This is a genomic window from Caproiciproducens sp. NJN-50 (genome assembly GCF_004103755.1).
GTDB lineage: Bacteria > Bacillota > Clostridia > Oscillospirales > Acutalibacteraceae > Caproicibacter.
Genome location: NZ_CP035283.1, coordinates 1,910,688 through 1,932,155, shown reverse-complemented (window position 1 = coordinate 1,932,155; position 21,468 = coordinate 1,910,688). Strand labels below are relative to the sequence as shown.

At 50.0% G+C, this 21,468-nt stretch carries 18 protein-coding genes and 5 pseudogenes; 13 read left to right on the top strand and 10 right to left on the bottom strand.

Annotation, left to right across the window (positions count from 1 at the left end; genetic code table 11):
• Window position 1 precedes the first annotated feature (1 nt).
• The 3 genes from EQM14_RS09335 to EQM14_RS09325 all read left to right on the top strand — a co-directional run bounded on the left by EQM14_RS09335 (window position 2) and on the right by EQM14_RS09325 (window position 4,887).
• Window positions 2-934 carry a sugar phosphate isomerase/epimerase family protein gene (locus EQM14_RS09335; RefSeq protein WP_128742675.1) on the top strand — a complete coding sequence of 311 codons (933 nt, stop codon included), beginning with the start codon at window positions 2-4 and terminating at the stop codon, window positions 932-934.
• A gap of 37 nt (window positions 935-971) precedes the next feature.
• Complete coding sequence (locus tag EQM14_RS09330) at window positions 972-2,531, top strand: alanine/glycine:cation symporter family protein (protein WP_128742674.1); 1,560 nt, start codon at window positions 972-974, stop codon at window positions 2,529-2,531.
• A gap of 637 nt (window positions 2,532-3,168) precedes the next feature.
• Complete coding sequence (locus EQM14_RS09325; RefSeq protein WP_128742673.1) at window positions 3,169-4,887, top strand: sigma-54 interaction domain-containing protein; 1,719 nt, start codon at window positions 3,169-3,171, stop codon at window positions 4,885-4,887.
• A 55-nt stretch (window positions 4,888-4,942) separates the two neighbouring features.
• On the opposite strand, the gene EQM14_RS09320 is transcribed toward EQM14_RS09325, so the two are convergent.
• Window positions 4,943-6,310, bottom strand: a complete 1,368-nt coding sequence (locus EQM14_RS09320) for an APC family permease (RefSeq protein WP_243112486.1) — start codon at window positions 6,308-6,310, stop codon at window positions 4,943-4,945.
• 175 nt (window positions 6,311-6,485) lie between these two features.
• Complete coding sequence (locus EQM14_RS09315; protein ID WP_128742672.1) at window positions 6,486-6,998, bottom strand: hypothetical protein; 513 nt, start codon at window positions 6,996-6,998, stop codon at window positions 6,486-6,488.
• Window positions 6,999-7,488: 490 nt separating this feature from the next.
• Between EQM14_RS09315 and EQM14_RS09310 the strand changes: the two genes are divergently transcribed.
• The 5 genes and pseudogenes from EQM14_RS09310 (at window position 7,489) to EQM14_RS09295 (ending at window position 11,397) form a co-directional block, all read left to right on the top strand.
• Complete coding sequence (locus tag EQM14_RS09310) at window positions 7,489-8,355, top strand: sulfide/dihydroorotate dehydrogenase-like FAD/NAD-binding protein (protein WP_243112485.1); 867 nt, start codon at window positions 7,489-7,491, stop codon at window positions 8,353-8,355.
• Window positions 8,333-8,527: a hypothetical protein gene (locus EQM14_RS16995; protein WP_442861458.1), complete on the top strand. Its 195-nt coding sequence runs from the start codon at window positions 8,333-8,335 to the stop codon at window positions 8,525-8,527. The genes EQM14_RS09310 and EQM14_RS16995 overlap by 23 nt, the downstream gene beginning before the upstream one ends.
• Window positions 8,503-9,297: pseudogene (locus EQM14_RS09305) on the top strand (FAD-dependent oxidoreductase); the annotation flags it as partial. The gene EQM14_RS16995 and the pseudogene EQM14_RS09305, both read left to right, overlap by 25 nt.
• A gap of 104 nt (window positions 9,298-9,401) precedes the next feature.
• On the top strand, window positions 9,402-10,571 hold the full coding sequence (locus EQM14_RS09300; protein ID WP_128742670.1) for an iron-containing alcohol dehydrogenase: 1,170 nt from the start codon (window positions 9,402-9,404) through the stop codon (window positions 10,569-10,571).
• Window positions 10,572-11,160: 589 nt separating this feature from the next.
• Window positions 11,161-11,397 (top strand): hypothetical protein, encoded by a 237-nt coding sequence (locus EQM14_RS09295; protein ID WP_128742669.1) that lies wholly within the window; start codon window positions 11,161-11,163, stop codon window positions 11,395-11,397.
• A 111-nt stretch (window positions 11,398-11,508) separates the two neighbouring features.
• On the opposite strand, the gene EQM14_RS09290 is transcribed toward EQM14_RS09295, so the two are convergent.
• From EQM14_RS09290 to EQM14_RS09260, 7 genes and pseudogenes are all read right to left on the bottom strand, one after another.
• Entirely contained in the window at window positions 11,509-12,387 is an 879-nt protein-coding gene (locus EQM14_RS09290) for an NAD-dependent epimerase/dehydratase family protein (protein ID WP_128742668.1), read from the bottom strand.
• A 364-nt stretch (window positions 12,388-12,751) separates the two neighbouring features.
• Window positions 12,752-12,892: pseudogene (locus tag EQM14_RS09285) on the bottom strand (CRISPR-associated endonuclease Cas1); the annotation flags it as partial.
• A gap of 589 nt (window positions 12,893-13,481) precedes the next feature.
• The gene (locus EQM14_RS09275) at window positions 13,482-13,790 is read right to left on the bottom strand and encodes a flavodoxin family protein (RefSeq protein ID WP_128742666.1); all 309 of its coding nucleotides are present in this window, start codon (window positions 13,788-13,790) and stop codon (window positions 13,482-13,484) included.
• A gap of 24 nt (window positions 13,791-13,814) precedes the next feature.
• Window positions 13,815-14,612: a Fic family protein gene (locus EQM14_RS09270; protein WP_128742665.1), complete on the bottom strand. Its 798-nt coding sequence runs from the start codon at window positions 14,610-14,612 to the stop codon at window positions 13,815-13,817.
• Window positions 14,596-15,153 (bottom strand): DUF6329 domain-containing protein, encoded by a 558-nt coding sequence (locus EQM14_RS16690; RefSeq protein ID WP_243112798.1) that lies wholly within the window; start codon window positions 15,151-15,153, stop codon window positions 14,596-14,598. The genes EQM14_RS09270 and EQM14_RS16690 overlap by 17 nt, the downstream gene beginning before the upstream one ends.
• 138 nt (window positions 15,154-15,291) lie before the next feature.
• A pseudogene (locus tag EQM14_RS16685) lies at window positions 15,292-15,806 on the bottom strand (amidoligase family protein); the annotation flags it as partial.
• A 104-nt stretch (window positions 15,807-15,910) separates the two neighbouring features.
• Window positions 15,911-16,786, bottom strand: a pseudogene (locus tag EQM14_RS09260) (helicase HerA domain-containing protein); the annotation flags it as partial.
• A gap of 488 nt (window positions 16,787-17,274) precedes the next feature.
• Between EQM14_RS09260 and EQM14_RS09255 the strand changes: the two are divergent.
• Entirely contained in the window at window positions 17,275-17,670 is a 396-nt protein-coding gene (locus EQM14_RS09255) for a hypothetical protein (RefSeq protein ID WP_128742664.1), read from the top strand.
• A gap of 14 nt (window positions 17,671-17,684) precedes the next feature.
• Here the strand turns inward: EQM14_RS09255 and EQM14_RS16360 are convergent, their stop codons facing one another.
• Window positions 17,685-17,852, bottom strand: coding sequence for a hypothetical protein (locus EQM14_RS16360; protein WP_164919024.1), 168 nt, complete (start codon window positions 17,850-17,852; stop codon window positions 17,685-17,687).
• A gap of 130 nt (window positions 17,853-17,982) precedes the next feature.
• Here EQM14_RS16360 and EQM14_RS09250 point away from each other — a divergent pair, with 130 nt between their 5' ends.
• The 4 genes and pseudogenes from EQM14_RS09250 to EQM14_RS09235 all read left to right on the top strand — a co-directional run bounded on the left by EQM14_RS09250 (window position 17,983) and on the right by EQM14_RS09235 (window position 21,467).
• Window positions 17,983-18,546, top strand: a complete 564-nt coding sequence (locus tag EQM14_RS09250; protein ID WP_128742663.1) for a hypothetical protein — start codon at window positions 17,983-17,985, stop codon at window positions 18,544-18,546.
• Window positions 18,547-18,748: 202 nt separating this feature from the next.
• The gene (locus tag EQM14_RS09245) at window positions 18,749-19,117 is read left to right on the top strand and encodes an ArsR/SmtB family transcription factor (RefSeq protein ID WP_128742662.1); all 369 of its coding nucleotides are present in this window, start codon (window positions 18,749-18,751) and stop codon (window positions 19,115-19,117) included.
• Window positions 19,118-19,156: 39 nt separating this feature from the next.
• Window positions 19,157-19,899, top strand: a pseudogene (locus tag EQM14_RS09240) (HAD-IC family P-type ATPase); the annotation flags it as partial.
• 26 nt (window positions 19,900-19,925) lie between these two features.
• A complete protein-coding gene (locus EQM14_RS09235) occupies window positions 19,926-21,467 on the top strand; it encodes an ABC transporter substrate-binding protein (RefSeq protein ID WP_164919023.1) in 1,542 nt (513 codons plus the stop codon).
• The last annotated feature ends 1 nt before the right edge of the window (window position 21,468 follow it).

The following is a 21,468-nucleotide window of genomic DNA, read 5'->3' as shown; positions in this document are numbered from 1 at the left end:
GATGAAAAATGCAAAACGGCAATTTAAGTTAGGCATGCATAGTTATACCCTTCACCTGAGCGGCTGCGGCGAGAGTTGGGGGTTCCAGACCTATGGAGAACATCACGCCTTTGAGAAAGTGCTCTCTTTTGACAAATTGTTGGATTTGGCTGTGGAGGTTGGGCTGGACGTACTGCATATCACCCTGGTGGATCTGGACAACGATTTGAGTCCGGAGCATCTGGCAGCCGTTAAGGCAAATGCCGAAAAGCACGGCCTGGATCTGGAGCTGAACATATCCTTCAATGCCCCCAGCGATCCCCGGGTCAACGCCACGGTGGAGGAAGCTCTGAGGGTAGGCCATGCCATCGGTGCCAAACTGGTAAAGTTCAGCCTGGACACGGAACATCCCAAGCCCGCCAGCCACTCCTGCATGTGCCCGGAGGTCATGGTTCAGCTGTGTGACCGCTATGAACAGTTCAAGAAAAATATTCCCCTGATGGAAAAGTACAACATGAAGGTAGCGATCGAAAACCACTGCGATACCTTTGCCGACGAAGTTATCTGGCTTGTGAAACAACTGGCCCATCCCCTGATCGGCGCCTGCTGCGATACCATCAACTGCCTGGTTCTGATGGAGGGAATCGAGGAGTGCGTGCGCAAGATGGCTCCTTACTGCTACTGCGTCCACTTCTGCGACAACAGGATCGTCACCGACCCGGACGGCACTCATTCCTTGGGCACCGCCATCGGTCAGGGCGACGTGGACTGCTTGAAGATTATGCAGATTTTGCGGGCCGAGGCCCCCGAGGAGCTGGATACCATCGACCTGGAGATCGAACTGCCGCTGAGCGGCTACAGCATCGAAGAGGGGAGGAAACTGGAGCTAAAGAGCCTTAAGGAGAGCATCGAGTATATGCACAACGTTCTGGACATCGGCGTGCGCGGCCGGTAATCAACACAATCCATATAGAAAGAATGGAGAATGAAAAATGGATTTTGCATCGTTCATTTTTAAAGTTGACAACATGCTATGGGCAACCCCGCTTATCGCGCTGATATTTATTACGAGTATCTGCTACTGCATTGCGATGAAGTTCGGCACTGTGAGACACTGGAGGCTGCAGTGGAAACTGCTGAAATCCGGCGGCGGGTCTGTGGAAGGCATTTCTCCGTTTGAGACCTTTTGCACGGTGGTAGCGTACCGCGTCGCGGTCGGCAACATCGGCGGCGTCATGGTCGCGATCATGTACGGCGGACCCGGCGCTCCCTTCTGGATGATTATCACCGCGCTGCTGACCTCCGCCATCGCCTACGCGGAGAACAGCCTTGGCCAGATCTACAAGGTCCGTCAGGACGGCCAGTACCGCAGCGGTCCGTACAACTATATGGAAAGGGGACTCGGCTGGAGGCCGCTGGCAATCGTTTTCGCTCTGCTGGCCCTGATCGGCGTGCCTCTGATCGTCACCGGACCCAGCGCAAACAACATCGGCATGGCATTCCAGAACAGCCTGGGCATTAGCCCGGCAATCTCCGGCGCAGTCGTGGCGGTCATGCTGTTCCTGGTTATCTCCGGCGGCGTGCGCAGAATTGCAAAGTTTTCGACCATCATTGTTCCGATCATGACGGTCGTCTATGCGATTTTGACCATTATTGTTCTGGTGGCGAACGGCAGCAAGATCCCCGGCCTGCTCAGCCTGATTTTCACCAGCGCCTTCAGTACCCATGCCGTTTTCGGCGGCCTGTTCGGCGCGGCGTTCTCTTACGGCGTGAAGCGTGCCGTTAACTCCAGCGGCTCCGGTTTCGGCGAGACGCCTCCGTCCGCAGGTGCGGCAGAGTGCGCGCATCCCGCTACTCAGGGCATCGTCAACGCATCCTCTGTTTACATCGACGTGACGGTCTGTCTGTGCTCTGCGGTGATGGCTCTGATCACCGACTGCTTCAACGTCCTTGGCCCGGACGGCACCTACATGTACATTGGCAAAGGCTCCCCCGTCATGGCAAGCCAGGCTGCCACCGGAACCGCGGGCGTGGTGTGGGTTCAGGAGGCTGCCAATACCGTTATGCCTCATATCGGCGGCTTCATCGTCGCGCTGTCACTGGTGTTCTTCGCGTTCTCGACCTGCATCGCCTATTATTATGAGGGCGAGTCCGCCTTGGCATATCTGGCCAGGAGCAAGAGCCAGGAAGCCCGCAATAAGATGATCTGGGTCATCCGCATCATCATGCCGGTTACGTTCTTTATCTGGGCGAACATCACGGCATCCACCGCCTGGGCGATCAGCGAGGTTATGTTCGGCATCATGGCGTGGGTCAACGGCATCGCGCTGGTCTTCCTGTTCCCTAAGGTCGTGAAGGTGTACAGCGACTATGTGGAACAGCGCAAGAAAGGCGTAGAAGAGCCGTACTTCAACCCCCAGAAGCTGGGTATTAAAAATGTGGATGTATGGATGGACATAAATAAAGAACAAATTGAGAAGGATAAGCGGCAGGAAGCCCGGACGGAGGCGGAAAATCCATCATTCCATCCGGATAACCAACCTGATTTATAAAACAATTCCCTAAATTGCACCGTTCTTTGGCAAGTTGGGCGTTCCGATGCCAAGTTCAGTTACATACAGTGGTTCGGTATTCCTTTTGTGCGGGTAACGTCACCGGTGTTGTGTTCTGGAACGCCTTTGCGGAGACCTCTTGGTGCGAGAGGAAGCTACATCTGAGCGGCAATCACTATGTCTTCGATATCGGAGTGCGCGGTCGGCAAGTGGCAGATACATGAACGGAGGGCTGTGCTTATGAAAAGCACAGCCCTCTGTGATATCATCCCGTAACGAATCTTCAGGAGGCAAAAATTAAAGAGTGCAGTCTGCTCCTGTGGAAAGTACGCCTTAGGATTGAATAGAAACCAGTCAGGGATAGTCTTCCGAGACGTCCATCTCTACATAAACGATGGTGTGCAGCTGCACGGGAAGGCCGCAGCCAATGTATGATTTTTTTAAATATGGTCACCAATCCGGTTATGATTCTATAAAAGGCTGCAGAGGAATCTCTTGAAAAGCGATAACCGAATGGTACAATAGAATCATGTGTATCTTTAGGACTTTGTCCCAGATCCGAGGATATCATATTTATTTGTACAAATTAAGACATATTATATCATAAATTCAAATCTATGGCGGGGAGGGGTACTACATGACGAGTGAAAATGTGATGGAAACGCTCTCTCAATGCGGGCTTGGCGCAATGCTGATCGACGGTGAAGATCGGATTCTTGCAATCAATGACGCCGGGTTTCAGCTTATGCGGGGAAAAGGAGAATTGGGGGCTTCATTACGGGAAATCGTTCCTGTTTTTTGTGGAAAAGAGCCATCAAAGGAATATTGGAATATTGATTTTGGAGAATATCTGCTGCAGTGTCCAACACCCGAAGTAACCGATCTGGCACCAAATACACGTATGATTGTTTTTCGAAACGCAAGAAACGACGCCTGCCATGACATGCTGATGTGCATTATCAATCAGGTGAGCGATTCTGTGATCCTGTGCGATGAGCAGGGACGGGTTTTTTTGCTCAACGATGCCGCCGTCCAGATGGAATCTCTTTTGCAGCAGGAGGTATCCGGAAGGCACCTGCACGACCTTTATAAAGTACTCAACGAAAATGATCTGGAAATTCCGCGCGTGATGGAAGAACGCCGGCCCCGCTTGAACATTCGGCAGCGTTACGTCACCTGGCACGGAAAAGAAGTGGACGTTGTCGACGATTCATACCCTATTATTATGAGCGGCAAGGTCCTGGGCGGCTTCAGCGTGATGAAAGACTGGACTCAGGTCGATGAACTGCACAGACAGGTAATTGAATTACAAGGGAAGCTACTGGGACAAAATGCTGCCGGAGGAAATAATAAAAAAAGTTTTTTATCAGCCAAGTATCAGTTCAAAGATATCATTTACAGCAGCGCGGTGATGTTTGATGTCGTCAAAAAAAGCAAAATGAGTGCCAAGTCTGACTCCAGTGTCATGATTTACGGAGAAACCGGAACCGGAAAAGAACTGTTTGCTCAGAGTATTCATAACGCGAGCCGGCGTGCCAATGACCCGTTTTTGGCAATTAACTGCGCAGCCATTCCGGAAAACCTGTTGGAATCGCTTCTGTTCGGCACTGAAAAAGGCGCCTATACGGGAGCTGAACGCAGGGCCGGGCTGCTTGAACAGGCCAACGGCGGGACCCTGCTTTTGGACGAGATCAACTCGATGCCTCTTCCGCTTCAGCCCAAACTGCTGCGGGTAATACAGGACGGCCTAATTTGGCGGGTTGGCGGGGTATCTGCAATCCATGTGGACGTCAGAATCATTTCAAATATCAATATTCCACCCTGGCAGGCTGTAAAAGAGAAGAAATTGCGGCCGGATCTGCTTTACCGGTTGGGCGTAATCAATCTTACGGTCCCGCCGCTAAGAGAGCGGGCGGAAGATATTCCATTGTTTGCCAAGCACTTCATCCTTGAATTTAATAAGATTTTGTTAAAAAACATCAAGGGGATCAATTCGGACGTAATGGAGGTATTCCGCGCATATAGCTGGCCGGGGAATGTGCGTGAGCTTCAGCATGCGATCGAGTATGCCATGAACATTTTGCCGGATGACGCACTGGAAATCACCAGAGACGTTATCCCGGACCATATTTTAAATGGAATACCGGAATTGGGATTTTCTGAATCTAACGAAGAAAGAGCGATAAATCCGTCATCGTATCAAACAATCCACGATATGGAACGAGACATGCTGGTTAAAAAGCTGAAAGAGAATAACAGAAATATCTCCAAAACAGCCCGCGCATTGGGAATCAGCAGACAGGATCTGCAATACCGGATCAAACGGAACAATATCGATATCAATGAAATGAAGTAGCAGTATATGCTGATCCTTCTGTGATTTCGGAGGAGCCTTCAGAAAACCCGTTCGATCAGTACCCTTTCGGACGGGGCCATTTTTTGGTGCCTTCCAAAAAGAATAAACGGATATCCAGAGATTTTGACCGGTGTGCAACAAACCACAATGATGCCAGCAGATAAAACACCGCGCCCGCTATCAGGTCGATCCAATAACCGAAATACATTCCAAACAGCGTTGCTCCTGCAATCAGTGCCACAAGGATTGCAGGTATGGGATGCCATGGAGCGGTATAGCCTCTTTTTATTGTTCCCAGAGGATACATTTTCCTGAATTTAATCATCATTACAGCTGTAAGAATGTATGTAATAAGCGCGGACATGATCGAAAACGTAATAATATGGTCGAGCAGGCCCGTAAAGCCGAACGCAATCGAGATAGGAAGTAAAAACAGGATCGCCCGGTAAGGGGTCCGGTACTTGGGATGCAGTTTTGCAAATATTTGAGGAATGAGCGTATCTTTCGCCATGGAATACCATGCTCTGCCCGCGTCCGCGATACAGCCGTTCGCGCTGGCCAGGCATGACAACATCGTGCCCGCGAATAAAACGTCTATGATAAGAGGCTTTCCCGTGGCGAGTGCGGCATCGTATAGCGGATAGGTCGATTTGCCCAACTGATCGGCGCTTACCAGTCCGGAGCAGATAAACCAGGTGATTGTCCCGCTTATAATTAACGTGATCATGCCTATGACGGCGCCCACTGGCAAAGAACGCCCTGTCGAGCGGCATTCGCCGGCCGCGAGGGCGGTGCCCTCAATCCCAAGATAAAACCAGCAGCCAAATTGCAGGGCACCCAGAATCCCGATCCATCCGAACGGCAGCCCGTTGGTCAGCTTGGAAAGATGGAGCAGTCCTCCTGCCGGCAAATAGAATTTTGTGCTGAACAGAAGCATGAGAATCGTTATAAAGGCGATTCCGGTAATAACAATATTTAAGTTGAGCGTAGCCTGCATCCCGTGATAGTTCAGATATGTAAACAGCAAAAGGCTTAAAATGACGAACGGAGCAGGATTTATATCCGGGCTCAAAGTCTTTAAAAGCTGTCCGACGACAAGCGCATCGGCGGCCTCCAGCATGATATACTGCAAAACGAGCATCAGCCCCACGTTAAAGGCAGCCAGCGGGCCGAGGAAATATTTGGCCATTGAGTATTGCCCGCCTGCTTCGGGAACCACCGACCCCATTTCCGTATTGATCATCACGAGAGATAGATACAGTATGCCGGTGATCCAGCATGCAATGATCGAGCCTAACGAACCGCCTTTGGCTATGGTGAAATTCCACCCCATAAACTGGCCGACAAGGACAATTCCCACACCCAAAGCCCAAATATGCGACGGACCAAGACTTTTAGACAAACTTGGGTCCTTGCTGCTCACGATTGAATCCCCGCTTTCCCATGAAGCTAAAATCAGTCTTTCTTACCCTTTTCTACATTGATCAAGTCTTTTAGCAATAATACCAGTATAAGTGCGGATAAACCCCACGCGGCGTAATTCAGCAGGCACCAGACGCTCAATTTTTATACCTTCTCTCTCAAATATGTTAAGACGGCTATTTTTTATAAACTTCTTTTATGATTTTTTTCAGACTCTTATCTGATTTGGTTATAATGAGAGTCAGCACGGAAATAAGTCCCAAACAAGTTATGATAAGGGTACGCCTGTTTACAGAATAATTAAGTATGCCCTCAGTATTAACCCCGAGCCGCATCGCCAGAAAAAGCGTTAAAAAACATAAAAGCATCAGAAAGAGCGAATCAAATATTTCGAACATGGTGTTATGCTCTTTCGCCGGCGCATCCACATCATGAAATTCTTCATCGTCATTACAGGGCGGCTCTTCCTTATATAAATCGCTCCGGTTTTTCTTCAGATGACAAACAACTGCGATGGAAGCCCCCGTTGCAAAAGCGCATACAGCCAGGCCTACAGCAAGAACTGCAATCTTTCCAGCATTTCCGGACAGCAGAAAACAAGCTTTCACCATCACGAATGTTAAAACCAGCCAAAGAATCAAGGTTGAAAAAAGGACAGCAACGCAATCGTGCAGGAATGTTCTCTTCATAGTAATTTCACCTCTGCTCTTACAGTGGATACCGTCTGCCTCTCGCTCCAGAATGAGACGGAAGGACATGACTAAATTCCAGCAATAATCATGCCAACTGTTTCGTAAATACAAAATCACAGAAAAGACAGGGAAGATTTTTAAATACATTCTGGTTTTTGATAGCCTTTCAGCTCATATCATGGTGTAAATTCAATGTTTTCCATAGCGCGTTCACCGGATGTTCGTGCAAAGAAATGCAAAAATTTTTGCATTATCCGATCAATAATTGCAAAAATTTTTTGCTTATCCCGCAATCCTCTCTCTTTGATCCAGAGGTAAAAGTCGCAATATGCAATATTTTAACGGAGTATTCGTTCGCTTTTTAAAGTTGGCATGTCTTTTGCTCTCTTTATTCTTTAGCAGCGAAGTTTGGAAATCCCTCTCCGTCAATTGGAAAGGGAGGCTGCACTTAGTACATGGCGCAAATGCGATTCGGGGAGGAGAAACCGTGCGAAAGCGATATCAAATTGTGAAGAAAAGGGTATTGACGCCGGAGATCAGCCAGATCTCGGTCCATGCGCCGCTCATCGCCGCCAAGGCGAAAGCCGGACAGTTTATTATTCTGCGGGTGGACGAGAACGGGGAGCGCATCCCGCTGACTATTTCCGGTGTGGAGGAAGGACTTGTCATTGTGATTTACCAGAAAGTGGGCGCCACTACTCTGGTTCTGGATCAGCTGAACGAGGGAGACTGCCTGCATGATTTCGTCGGCCCCCTGGGGCAACCCACCCACATTGAAAGCTATGGAAGGGTGGCCGTGGTGGGAGGAGGCTTAGGCTGTGCCATTGCATTGCCGGTTGCCCGGGCCCTGACCGAGGCGGGAAACACGGTGGACCTGATTGGCGGATTCAAAACAAAGGACATTGTCATCCTGGAGGACGAGATGTCCAAGGCCTGTACTGCCCTGCACCTCTGCACAGACGACGGCACTTACGGATACCACGGTTTCGTCACGGGTAAGCTGGAGGAACTGATTGGCGGCGGAGTGAAATTCGACCATGTCTTTGCCATAGGGCCCTTGCTGATGATGAAATTTGCCTGTAAATTGACCGGAAAGTACCGTATCCCAACTACCGTCAGTATGAATCCCATCATGGTCGACGGCACCGGCATGTGCGGCGGGTGTCGCCTGACCGTAGGAGGGGAGACGAAATTCGCCTGCGTGGACGGTCCGGATTTCGACGGCCATCAGGTGGATTTTGACGAGGTTATCGCCCGGAACGCCACTTACAAAGACTTTGAAGATCGGCGGAAGAGAAAGCATTTCTGCCGCATGGAAGGGGGTGCCCTCCATGCTGAATATGCAGATGAATAAGACCCCTATGCCGGAACAGGATCCCCGGATCCGCAATCGTAACTTTTTAGAGGTGGCTCAGGGTTACACGCTGGAACAAGCTATCAATGAGGCCAAGCGGTGCCTGAACTGCGGAAAACCCGCCTGTGCAGGCGGGTGCCCGGTGGGAATATGGTCATCGGCAGGGTCCTGACGATCCCGGAGCTATTTGAGCGGGGCTACGAAGCCGTGTTTATCGGCTCCGGAGCCGGTCTTCCCATGTTTATGAAGATCCCCGGCGAGAGCCTGGTGGGCGTCTATTCCGCCAATGAGTACCTGACCCGGATCAATCTGATGAAGGCTTACAAGGAGGGGAGTGCGACTCCGATCCTCCGCAGCAAAAGGGTTGCCGTGGTGGGCGGCGGAAACGTAGCCATGGACGCTGCCCGCTGCGCCAAACGACTGGGTGGAGAGGTACATATCGTCTACCGCCGGGGAGAGCGGGAACTGCCCGCCCGCCGAGAGGAGATCCACCATGCCAGAGAAGAGGGCATTCTTTTCGACCTGCTGACGAACCCCATCTCCATTGAGGGTGATGGAAAGGGCTCCGTGGAGTCCGTGACCTGCATGCGGATGGCTCTGGGTGAACCCGACGCGTCCGGCCGGCGCCGCCCCGAGTCCATCCGGGGCAGCGAGTTCAAGATGGAAGTGGATGCCGTCATCATGGCGCTGGGCACTTCTCCCAACCCCATGAGCACCAGGGGCACCGAGAGATTGGAGAAAACGCGGAAGGGCTGTGTAGCTGCGGATGAAGACGGCCATACCAGCCTCGAAGGCGTCTTTGCCGGCGGCGACGCAGCTACCGGGGCCGCAACCGTGATCTTGGCCATGGGTGCGGGAAAACACGCAGCCAGGTCAATTGACGAGTACTGCCGGAACAAAATTCAGAAGAAGCGAGACACGGCAAAAAAGAGATGTAGGTAAGCACATCACGGGCGTTGTAAATCGACTATCCTAATTGCAAGGCGGTCGGTTTTGAAAAATATATCATTCTATTATCAACTACTTAATTCAGGAGGTTTTACTGTATGGAAAATTTTACGTTTTACAGCCCTACATACTTTGTTTTCGGTAAAGGCACCGAAGAACAGACCGGACAGTATGTCAAGCGCTACGGCGGCCACAAGGTCCTGATCCATTACGGCGGCGGCTCTATTGTGAGGTCCGGCCTGCTTGACCGGGTGAAGGCTTCCCTGGATGCGGAGAACGTCTCTTATATCGAGCTGGGCGGCGTGAAGCCCAACCCCAGAAGCGGTTTGATTTATAAGGGAATCGAACTGGCGCGCAAGGAAAAAGTCGATTTTCTGCTGCCGATCGGCGGCGGCAGTGTTATCGACTCCGCAAAGGCCATTGCCCTGGGCGTTCCCTATGACGGGGATTTCTGGGACTTCTACTGCGGCAAGCCTGTGACGGAAGCCCTTCCCATCGCTGCGATTGTGACCCTGGCAGCCTCCGGCAGCGAAGGATCCACTGACTCCGTCGTCACCAATGAGGATGGTATGTATAAGAGATGCGCCGACGGCGATGTCCTCCGTCCCAGGTTCTCCATTATGAATCCTGAATTGACTACTTCGCTTCCTCCCTACCAGACGGCCAGCGGAATTACAGACATCATGTCTCATTGCATGGAGCGCTATTTCTCTCATTCCAAGGACGTGGAGCTGACGGACCGTCTCCTGGAGGCCGTCATGCTGACCATGATCAAAGAAGGCAGGCGCGTCATGGCCGATCCCGGCAACTATGGGGCGCGCGCCAATATCATGTGGGCGGCCATGGTGGCTCACAACAACATCACCGGCGTGGGCCGTCAGCAGGATTGGGGTACACACCATATGGAGAACGAGCTGTCTACCACTTACGGCTGCTCTCACGGTGCCGGACTGGCTATTTTGTTCCCGTCCTGGATGACCTACGCGATGAAACATCAGGGTGTTGGCCGTTTCGTACAATACGCGACCAGAGTCTGGGGGTGCCAGATGAACTTTGAAGATCCGGAGACCACGGCTAGGGAGGGTATCGCCGCGTTCCAGAAGTTTGTAAAATCCATCGGCATGCCCACTGCCATCAGTGAGATTGGCGGCAAGGAAGAGGACATCCCGGGCCTGGCCAGGAACATGTTCCACGGGGCTCCAAACCATGGCAGTTTCGTCAAGCTTACCGAGGAGATCGCCAGGGAGATTTATCGTATGGCGCTTTAAGTCCGATTGCTTGTTCGGGTTGTTATCCGTAAAGGCCAGATTCCCGTTTCGTTTGTCTATGCGGAAAAGAAAGCGGCGCCTCCCAACCGTGCTGCTTGAGGTGTTTTTATTGTCATCCTGCTTTGGAGTATTAGTATATGGCAATATACGGACAGCGATATTGTGTTCCTCTTGAAACTAGCTGGTATCAGGCCCTTTCCAGGGCTGTTCAAGTCCTCGGCAAGCTGAAGAAATCAATAGTCAGCAGACAGAAAAAGCCAAATTAAGCAAAACCAATGCAATTTGCGTTTTCTGGTATCGGCCTGCTCTTTGGTGTCGCTTGCAGCATCCTGATCTTGAATCATGGAACATTCACAAAGCAGTTCATTATGAAAAAGCTTAACGATCAAAACAGAATCCGTTTGATCTTCAAAGTTCTTGTATGAAAATAAGCTGATGGGTAGCTGCTGAATCGCGTTCCAATTGAGGAGAATAACAAAAAACCTGCAAGGCCCAGAGCCATGCAGGTTTTTTTATGTTTTGGAACCGATCGCCTGTCTTACCTTTGAAGGATACAAGTTTGCCATGACGGCCACGGAGGCGGCTTTGTTTGATCAAAAATTTACAGTCAAAGATGGTGTCCGTTTCGCATCAAAATCTGCCGCTCTCCATATTCCTGCAAAAGGCGGATATGGGATATCCCGCCTATTCCGGTTCGACCAGCAAGCTTCAGTCTGATTCGACGGTCATCAAGCAGCTCGGCCTGGGCATTGCCAGCGATCGCAACGACACCTTCTCAACCCCGACCGTTCCTTCCCCAGAAGATTGGTTAATAGGAAAATTTTAGTGGGAATCGGCAAATTAGGCTTACTAAAGCGCAGCAGGAGCTTGTGGCTGATGACGTGCGTCCGGACTCAAAAAGGACGCGGAAGATGCCGCCCTATTCTGATTATAAACATTATGCGAAGTTCGGGGAATTTACAGCCTCAACAAACGTATTTAGCAAATCATATATAAACAATTTTATGGGAGAGAACCTAAAGCCCAACTTTGATGCAAACTCAGTATTTAAACTATAATCTATTTCACCGTTGTACGGAGCGACGTCACCATCTTTTGATAAAATCGCGTTCTTTCCTGCTTTTTCCTCGACATATTTAATTATATCATTTAGCGATATCGTTCCGCCATTGCTTCCGTTAATTACACCTGTATACTCTTGCTCTGCCAAAAAGGCCAGAAATCTACCTGCTTCATCTGAACTAACAAATCCCATCCGAGCATCTATGTCGTCAATAAACATTGGGATCCCTTTTACAATATGCTCAACATAAAAATACAGCCGCTTTGTATAGTCATCTCTTCCGATAACAAATGGAAGCCGTACGGCCACGCTGCTTTGTGACGGATATGCCTGAAATAAAGCACATTCTGCAAGCCGTTTGACTTCATCATATGGGTAATCTGTTCTGTTACACCATTTTAGTGACTTTTCGAGAGGGTTAAAGTCATTTTCTACTGTATTGACATGCAGTCGATATACAGATGCTGAGGATGTCATCAAATAGCGCTTGCAATGTACAGAATCCAATACATATTTCACATCGTTAGAACAATAAGCAAGGCTGTCACATACCACATCGAAAGTTTTGCCGTTAAATGCGTCCGCTATGCTTTTGGGTGATGAGCGCTCAATAACCACTCTATGAACGCTATTTCCAAAATCATCTTTTTTTCGTCCTCTTGTAGCGATTGTAATATTGTGCCCTTTTTGTATGAGCGCTTCAACCATATGAATACCGAAATATCTAGTACCGCCAAATACTAATATATTCATTCTACCCTCCCAGATAAATAAAGACTATATCACCCAATTTTACTTTCGTCATTGATAAATACGTGCCTAACTCTCATTATTCCGCTTATGCGAAGTTCACTTTTCTTTTCGAATACTGATAATGTGTATTTCAATCCACGCTCCCGCATGGGGAGCGACAGAAAAAGTAACTAAGGCAGACAAGAAAATCAGATAAATTTTCACTGATTCCCTAATAACAAGAAAGCACGCAGCCGGCCGATAAAAGCTTTGTTTCAAATAAGAATATAAAATGCGGATAATCCGGTGCGAAGCCTCCTGTAAATCGTTGGAAGCTCCTGGTTCGCACCGGAAGCCGCAACTCAGACAATTAAAGGTCCTTCCACATCAGGGCCGGGCTGGCTCCGGTAAAACCGAATGCGACGATGCCGTCCAGATTGTGCAGCGGAATCCGCCGCAGTTCCTCCTTTCCCTTCTGGATGACGATGTTTTCGCCGTCCAACGCGAGGCAGGCATCCGGCGTCATGACAAAGGGGAGTGAAACCGCCGAAAAGCTGGTTTCCAAGTTTGATACAATACAATCAAGCGATTTTTAATGCTCGTGTTAAACCTAGGTGAGGATACGGCGAGTACTGAGGCTTGCGCCATCGAGCATTCCATCTGTAATGTGACGCTTGGGAAAATGGCGTCTTTGATATCAAGAGACCTACAAAGTGACAGGAGTATTCCCGTAAAGGGTAAAATCTAAGACTTGCTGAAGAAAGATACCTTCTGGAATCAAAGTATGAACAGGGTCATAGCCCTAATAAGATGAACATTCGAATGGGATTTTGCCAATTTTTAAGTTGAATTGCTATATGATAACTGTCTCTAGATTGTCATATTCGGTGGCGCTTTTTATGCTGCCACAACGACGGTTCTATAGTATAATTGAAAAGCCGCCGAATTATCCAACCAATTTTCTCCCCGTTTCAAACGCCTTATCCAATAGTTCTTGTGGTATTGAATAATCAGGTTCGGTACTACCGTAGCTAAGCAGACTATCTATAAACTCCCAACCGAACAGTGTAAAAAAACTTATTATTGCTTCGATGGCTCCTTTAAACATATCCTTATCAATATTTGCCTGCGAATAAATCGTTACAGCTTTTTTTCCCAGGATAACGTGGAGCAAAATCTGCGCCGATCATGGGGTACATCCGGTCAATTAACTGTTTGGATTGTCCGCCGATATTGCCGAAATAGATTGGAAAGCCCACCACTATGCCATCCGCTTGTTCTATTTCTTCGTACATAGGCGACAGCTTATCCTTTGTATCACAGCCCTCGTGAGTTCGACAGTAGAAGCAGCCTTGGCAGCCTTTCAGAACGGCATAGACGATGAGCATCACATAAAACAGCACTAAAAGGATTTTCTTCCCCAAAGATCCCCTCCTTTTTGGCCTATCCTACATCTTCGGCGTGAAATCGTTCAGGGTTTTGCGCTCCGGCTTTTGTCCTTCACTGAGATGCAGAGCCTTTCCCCAAGTCTTTCCGGTCTCGTATTTCAGGAACTCGAACAGCGGCTTCAGTTCCTCTGCTTCGTCATATTTTTGCAGGCAGTCGTAATATAGCCGCTTGTCCTCATCGTAAACGATCAGAGGCGGGTGGCCGTGAATCATCAGATAATAGTTTAGGAGGGTACGACCGACCCGGCCGTTTCCGTCCGCGAAGGGATGGATGAACTCGAATTTGGCGTGCAGATATGCGGCGGCCTTCAGGACCTCCTTTTCGTTATAGGCATTGACCTCATCAAGAAGCTCCAGAAGGTCGCTCCCCACGCTCTCCGCCGGTGAGCCGACCTCGTATACTCCGGTGACATAATCGTGCTTCTTGAACTCGCCGGGCCTCTCTCCGTTCTCAACATAACGCCGTTCGTCATAGGTGCCGCCCGTCAGGATACGGTGGATCTCCCGGATCAGTTCCAGGCTCAGCGGCGCTTTTTGGACGATCTTCTCCTTCAGGAATTCATAGCAGATCTTCTGATTCTGCTGTTCGAACAACGCGCGCGGATTTCCGGTATAATTGGACACCCTGCCGTTTTCAAAGATCTCTCTGGTGTCGTGATAGGTGATTTCCTCATTCTCGATCTTTCCGGAATGGTAAGCGAAAAGGATTCGGAAGCTGTCCAGATGTTTGTCCAGATCAGCCTCGGAAGTAATTCGATAGGACTGCCAGAGCCGGACCGCCTCATCGTACTGTTCCAAAAGTGCCGCCTCCTTTTATGGTGTTTTTTATATTATACCACATTTCAGCCCGGCATAGGCATTGATTTCCCTCCTGTCCCCATGGTCGGGGCTTCGATTTGGTTGTCTGCCAGAGCCTGGTCAACTCCGACAGCCTTTCTGTCGGGACGCCGCTTATAACGATTTCCGTTCCATAGGCTCCCGGCCGGATGGCTTTGATCGGAGCGTCCAGCAGGTCGGTAAACCGTTCCTGAGCCTTTTCGGAAATATTTCCGTCTTTCAGCCCGCCGACAGGGATAAATCCGGCATTATAATCGTCATCGACAAGATAAGTGTTTGCGGGCAGGCCAAGTAGAATCAGGTCGCGGAACCGCAGAGAAGGTAACCCAGCGGAGATGTACTCGAGCTCCTGCTGCTCGGCGGCGACGAGTTCCCGAGCCCTCGGTACAAGGCTCGCGTAGCGGGCGTAATCAGATCCTTCCGAATTGACCAGCACTCCTTCCGAACCGCCTTCGCCTATGACAAGAAGGCAGTGGGCGACGCCGTTTTGATCGGCCGACATCCAGTCCCGGTTTTCCGCTATGAACGGCATATCACGGGATAAATGGTTTCTGCACTCACGGTATTCTGCCTTCGGAAATTCCAATGCCCTTTCGACGACACATTCGGTTTCCGGGAAACGCTCAGGCCCTTCTCCACACAGCGTCTTAGGCTTTTTCCGGTTGAGTTCCTCCAGGAAACGCTGGTCGACTTTTCTGCAATATCGATTCTCTCGCTCAACTTCCACCTGCATTGCCTTATAGATCAGATCCTCCTTGCTCGCCATGATGTTGGTGATGTTCCGCAGGCTGTTGGCGCTATGCGGCGATGCGTCAACATGGATATGCAGGCCGCAACTGGAGTTGGCGATCGCCCCGGCACCCCGAAACTTACGGACAATTTCCTGAGTCGTTTCGATATCGGCATACCGGCAGATGGGGCTGACGAGTTCCACCCGATAGGTGGCATTCGAATCTCCATGTCTGTTTTCCTCATCGATACTGGAATCGCTGACGATTTTCCACCTGCGGCTCTCGCTGTCCGGGACGGAATAGGCGTCATACGTACCGCTTTCGTGGCTTCGTGGGGTACCGAAGTATTCCGATAGGACCTGTGCGGCCCTCTGGCGCGTCAGCCCGGTCAGCTCGATTCAATCCCAAAACGCTGATCCTTCATCTCCCCGATGCAGAATCCGGGTTGCTCATCTTCCTCCGGCTGTTCCAAACAGCTTTGCCATTCTGCTTTACCCCGGACTGGGAGCTGGATGCAGACTCAGTCTGCTCGTCCCAGGTTTTGGGCTCCAGAACATTGATGATGTACTCTCCGGACATCAAGTCGATGAAACAGCCTCCGAGATTATTGGTCAAATCCTCAAATTCGATTTCAGGATCAAGGCAGATGACATTCATTCCGGCTTCCCGCAGGTTGCACAAAATGAGCTGTAGCAGGTATGATTTGCCCTGTCCGGAATTCCCGAGGATCAGAATATTTGCGTTAGTCTTATCGTCCGCGCGGGCGTTGAAATCCACAAGAATATTGCTGCCGAACTTGTCACGCCCAAGATAGAAGCCGTGAGCGTCGGTTTTCCCGGAATATGCGAAAGGATAGAGGTTGGCCACGGAGCTTGCCAGAAGAATCCGCTCAAACTGGTCACAGAACACATTCCAGCCGCTTGGCATCGCACAAAGGAATCCTTGATGCTGCCGGAGCAGGAGCCGGTCGACGTTTAACTTGCTTCGGATCAGCTCGGCCAAGACCTCGGTTTGCAGAAGCTTCAGCTGGTTAAGGCCATGGGTAGACAGCTCGATGTAGACTGCGGTATGAATCAGGGGTTCGCGGTTGCGGTGCGTGGCAGTGACGACCTGGGCAACGTCCCTGAGGTTATCCTCCACGGTGATCGTTTGCTGCAAATCATTGGTATTGCTTTTCTTCATGTAATTTTTATTCGCTGCATTCGCAATGATTTTCTTTTCTTCATAAGGTGTGACATGCCGGGTGTAGATGTGAAGGGTGATCCCGTCCTTTTCGCCCAGGTGCCGCAAGATCGCCTGCTCGTCGGTGGAAGTGGGGTATTCCCGTAGTGCCCAAATACACCGGAAGGTGTTGCCACAGATGAGGTAATCCGTGAAAAACTTGACCACCGAGGGCGCGATCATGTCAATGAAGTCTTGCAGATGAACACTGTCCCTCTGTACAGGGGCTGTTGATAAGTTGTCCGAGGCATGAAAATTTCCTCCCTTGAGATTTTAGATACAAAAAGGCCGCCACATTTGCTGTGACGGTACTGAACACTTTTTGGGGAAAACATGGGTATAATAGGCGCATATTAAATTCGTATTGTTTATATGCTCAAATTAAATCCCGAAGAAGGAAAGAAAAAAAGAAGGATGATTATTCTTTTCATTTTATCTGTTTTGGGAGTTATCTTTGTGGGAACGGTCATTCTAAGTTGGATGGATGTTCTAAAGCGCGTTTAATGGGCAAATTGGAAAGCTGATGTACTACGTCGACTTCCAATGCCTCTTTCATCGTCTATAACTTATCATGTCTGGTACTCACAATTAGAGCGGGTCAGGATGGATTCGATCCTAATATGCATACCCTTCACGCTAAGTTAAAATACTTTTTTACAGGAGCTAATGATATGAATTATATAAAACAAATAATTAAGGTTATATTCATCACGTTTCTGCTTGCAACGGTAGTAATGTTGGCCTTTATCTTTATAATATCTGCCAAGGGCGAGGTGGACGCTCCTGCTTTGGGCAACCTCTTTGGCGAATTCTATCTGATCATCCTGTGCGCTGCGGTCCTTGCAATTATCGTGGCTATTCCTATGGGAGTAACAATCTATGTCAAGAAAAACGGCGTTAAGAAGTTTATAAAGATCACAGCATGCGCCTTTGCTGCTGGTACAATTTTTTCTGTGGCAGTTTCTCTGATAAAGTATCGAACCATTATTTCTATGGAGGTTATTTATTTGCCCATTTTCTGCATCTTAATTCTTCCTATTGCAAGCCTTTTTGGAGAGAAAAAATAGGTTGACATCTATAACTACCATGTCGGGTATTCACGCAAGGCCCAGACGCATCGGAAGGTGTTGCCGCAGATGAAGTAATCTGTGAAAAATTTGATCACGGAGAGCGAAATCATGTCAATAAAGTCTTGCAGGCGCACGACGTTCTCCCTCACGGGAACTACTTTCAAGTTTGTACGGGGCATGTAGTTTTCCTCCTTTTGAGATTAGAAATAAAAAAACCGCCGCATTTCTGCGATGGCGCTGGACACACAAAGGGCAAAGCATGGTATAATAGAGGCAATGTAACTTCGTATTTTTAGGCAGGTGGAATAAATGTCAAAACAGGATGAAGATTTCAACATAGATAAAAATTTGGAACAAAATTCTTTTAAGGAATCGCAACAGGAAGAACAAAATTATATAGAAGAGATGATTGAAAATCAGAATAATCAGTTTAATCCTGGATATTATGTAGGCACAGGAAAAATACCCCCCGCCATTAAAGCTTCAGGTAATGCTATGCCTCTTGCTATTTGGATGTTTATTCAGGCAGCGGGTTTAATCATTTTCTATTGTTTCTTAATAAAATTTCTATTTCTCAGCAATACTCCTTATTTTGTGGTTTCATTTGTTGACGGTTCTCCTTTATTTAACTTTATCGTTATTACCGTAGTTTTTTTGGTAGCTACTTCTGTTTGCATATGGTTTGGAATAGTTTACTTAAAGAAAGCTAAGTTATATCGGTTTAAAAAAAAGCAATTAGAAAAATTAGACTCATCAGATAATATAAAAGGGGGAAATCAAATTGCGCAAAGGACTTGCCCCGAATGTGGAAAAAAACATGATATAGATTATCCTAAGTGCCCATATTGTAAGCACTCATACACAACTAAATGAACACACAGAGAAGCCACAGGGTTCAGATTGAACTTCGTGTAAGAGCAAAATTATATATAAAAGAGACCAGGACCTTTCGGTTCCGATCTCTTTTGCTGCATAAAAATCAAGTTGACTTTGAACTGCCTTATTGACAGCGATTGTGTGGCGCTTTATAATAAAACACATAAACATGTGCTTAATTGTTTAAGGGGTGACTGCGATGATACCGGATAAGGATGAAGACGCACTCTGCAGTTGTACCATCATCCATGAGGATATTGTGCGGAAGGTGAAGGGCGAGCTAACGGAAGATTCCCAGCTTGTTAAGATCGCTGAGCTTTTTAAGGCCATGAGCGACCCGACACGCCTCAAAATCATCAATGCCCTGATTCTTTCCGAAATGTGCGTGTGCGACCTTGCCTGTCTGCTGAACATGACCCAGCCCGCCATCTCGCATCATCTGAAGGTTCTTCGGCAGACCCAGCTAATCAAATACCGGCGGGACGGCAAGATCGTCTATTACTCCCTGGACGATGCGCACATCGCGCCCCTCTTCCAGCAGGGGTACGAACACATCACCGAAAAGTAGAGAGGTGACAGCAATGCCTGCAAAGAGGTTCGAGATGCGGATGAAATCCAGCAATATGAGGAGGTTCCCGGGCGCGGTACCAGGGCGGTTGTCGGCGGCCGGGAAATCCTTGTCGGCAACAGCCGGTTGATGGAGGACAAGGGTATCCCCTCCCCGAAAACGGAGCCGGTCGGCACGGTCGTTTCTGTCGCGGTGGAGAAGCGGTTTGCCGGATATCTTGTCATAGCGGACGAGGTGAAAAGCGATTCCGCCGAGGCTATCCGCAAACTCAAAGCGTTGGGTGTGAGGAAAACGGTCATGCTTACTGGCGACAGCCGAAGCGTGGGTGAAGCGGTCGGCCGGCAACTCGGGATCGACGAGGTACATGCCGGGTTGCTGCCCGATCAGAAGGTCGAGGCGTTGGAAGCCCTGTTGAAAGAAAAATCCCCCAAGGGCAAGCTCGCTTTCGTTGGCGACGGCATCAACGACGCGCCGGTGCTCGCCCGTGCGGACATCGGCATCGCTATGGGGGCATGGGCTCGGACGCGGCTATCGAGGCCGCTGACGTCGTCCTGATGACGGACGAGATGAAGAAGCTGGTCGGCGCGATGAAGATCGCCCGGAGAACCAAGCGGATCGTCTGGCAGAACATTGTCTTCGCGCTCGGGGTCAAGGTCGCGGTGCTGGCGCTTGCCGCACTCGGCTTTGCTTCCATGTGGGCGGCCGTATTTGCCGACGTCGGCGTGGCGATGATCGCGGTGCTGAACGCCATGCGCGTGCTGCTGATTAAAAAAGCGGACTGACAGGCATCTTTGGAGGAGGCGGTGATGTGAAAAGAAGGCTGATTCTGCTTGTCGCGACCTTTTTGCTGCTTCTCCTTACCGGAGCAACCCTGCGCCGCACCTCCACTGTGGACGCTGTGTCCGGCGCGACCAAGCTCAAAAAGCTCAAAGAGAGCGCCATTACCAATTCGTCCCTTCCCGGACTTGAAGCTGAGCTGAAAGGATCGGAGCTGAAAATCGCGGGCCCCTCCTTTCCATCGGATCTGGACCCGGCGCATGGGAACGGCTGCTACACCCTCGCCTACGGCGTGGGAGAGACGCTTTTTTACATAAATAACGGGGACATTCAGCCGTGGCTTGCGCAATCGTGGAGAAACCTTGGCCCGCGCACCTGGGAGATCAAGCTAAGTCCCGGCGTGAAGTTCCAGAACGATAAGACCATGACCGCGCAGAGCGTCAAAGAGTCGCTGGAGCGCGCTGTCCGCCTGGATACCGACGCGGCGAAGCTGCTGCCCGTTTCCTTTGTCCAGGCGGAGGGTCTGACGCTAACAATTCACACCTCAGCGCCCTGCCCAAGCCTGATCCATAACCTTGCCGCCCCGGCCTTCACGATTGTGGATGCCGCGTCGGACCAGAAAGAAAGTTTTTCGTATTTTCCCGTCTGCACCGGGCCGTTCATCCCCACCACATTCATCGGGCAGGTGGAGGTGGTCCTGCGCCGGTTCGACGATTACCACGGAGGGACGCCGAAGCTCGGCGGTGCGGACATCCGACTTGTAGCAGATACGGATAAACTCGTACAGAACCTGAAGAATCGGACGACCGACGCAGCGGTGGGATTGCCGCAGGAGGATATCTCTACTCTTTCCAAAAGTGGATGTCAGATTGAGACTAAGGATACCGCATGTGTGGAGCTTCTAATGATGAACCAACAAAATGCAGCTTTGTCGAATTCAGCCGTGCGGCAGGCCGTTGCGCTGGCCATCAGCCGTCAGGCGGCGGGTGGCGCTTTTGCCCCGGCGCTGCCTTACATGGATCATACCGACCCCTATCCTTACGACCCTGCCGCTGCCAAGACTCTGCTGGCACAAGCCGGATATGCCGGCGAGACGCTTTCATTCCGGCTCGCCTTGCCCGCAGGGGATGCGGAGCTTCTGAAACGAGCGCAGACAATCAAAACGCAGCTCGGACAGGTCGGCATTGACATCACCGTCCGGATATACAACGACGTTTTCTTCACCTCCCGTGCACGTTACGGAAAATTTGACCTGCTCCTGATGACGGCGCAGACCGCAGAAAACGGCGACGCACAGAACTTTTTTGAGTCGTATGTTGCCTCCGAAGGGAACCTGAATTATGGTCATTACCGGAATGAGCAGGTCGATGCGGACCTTGCTCAACTGGAACGAGAATTCGACTCGAATCGGCGGGTGCTGCTGACCGACCAGATCCAGTCGCTGGTGGTGAAGGATGCCGCTTTCGTATTCCTCGGCTACCCGCAGACTGATGTTGTGGCTTCTAAAAGTGTTTCCGGCCTACCTGTCAGTTCTGCCGGATACCGGCTGACGGCCGACACATCCAAAAAATGAA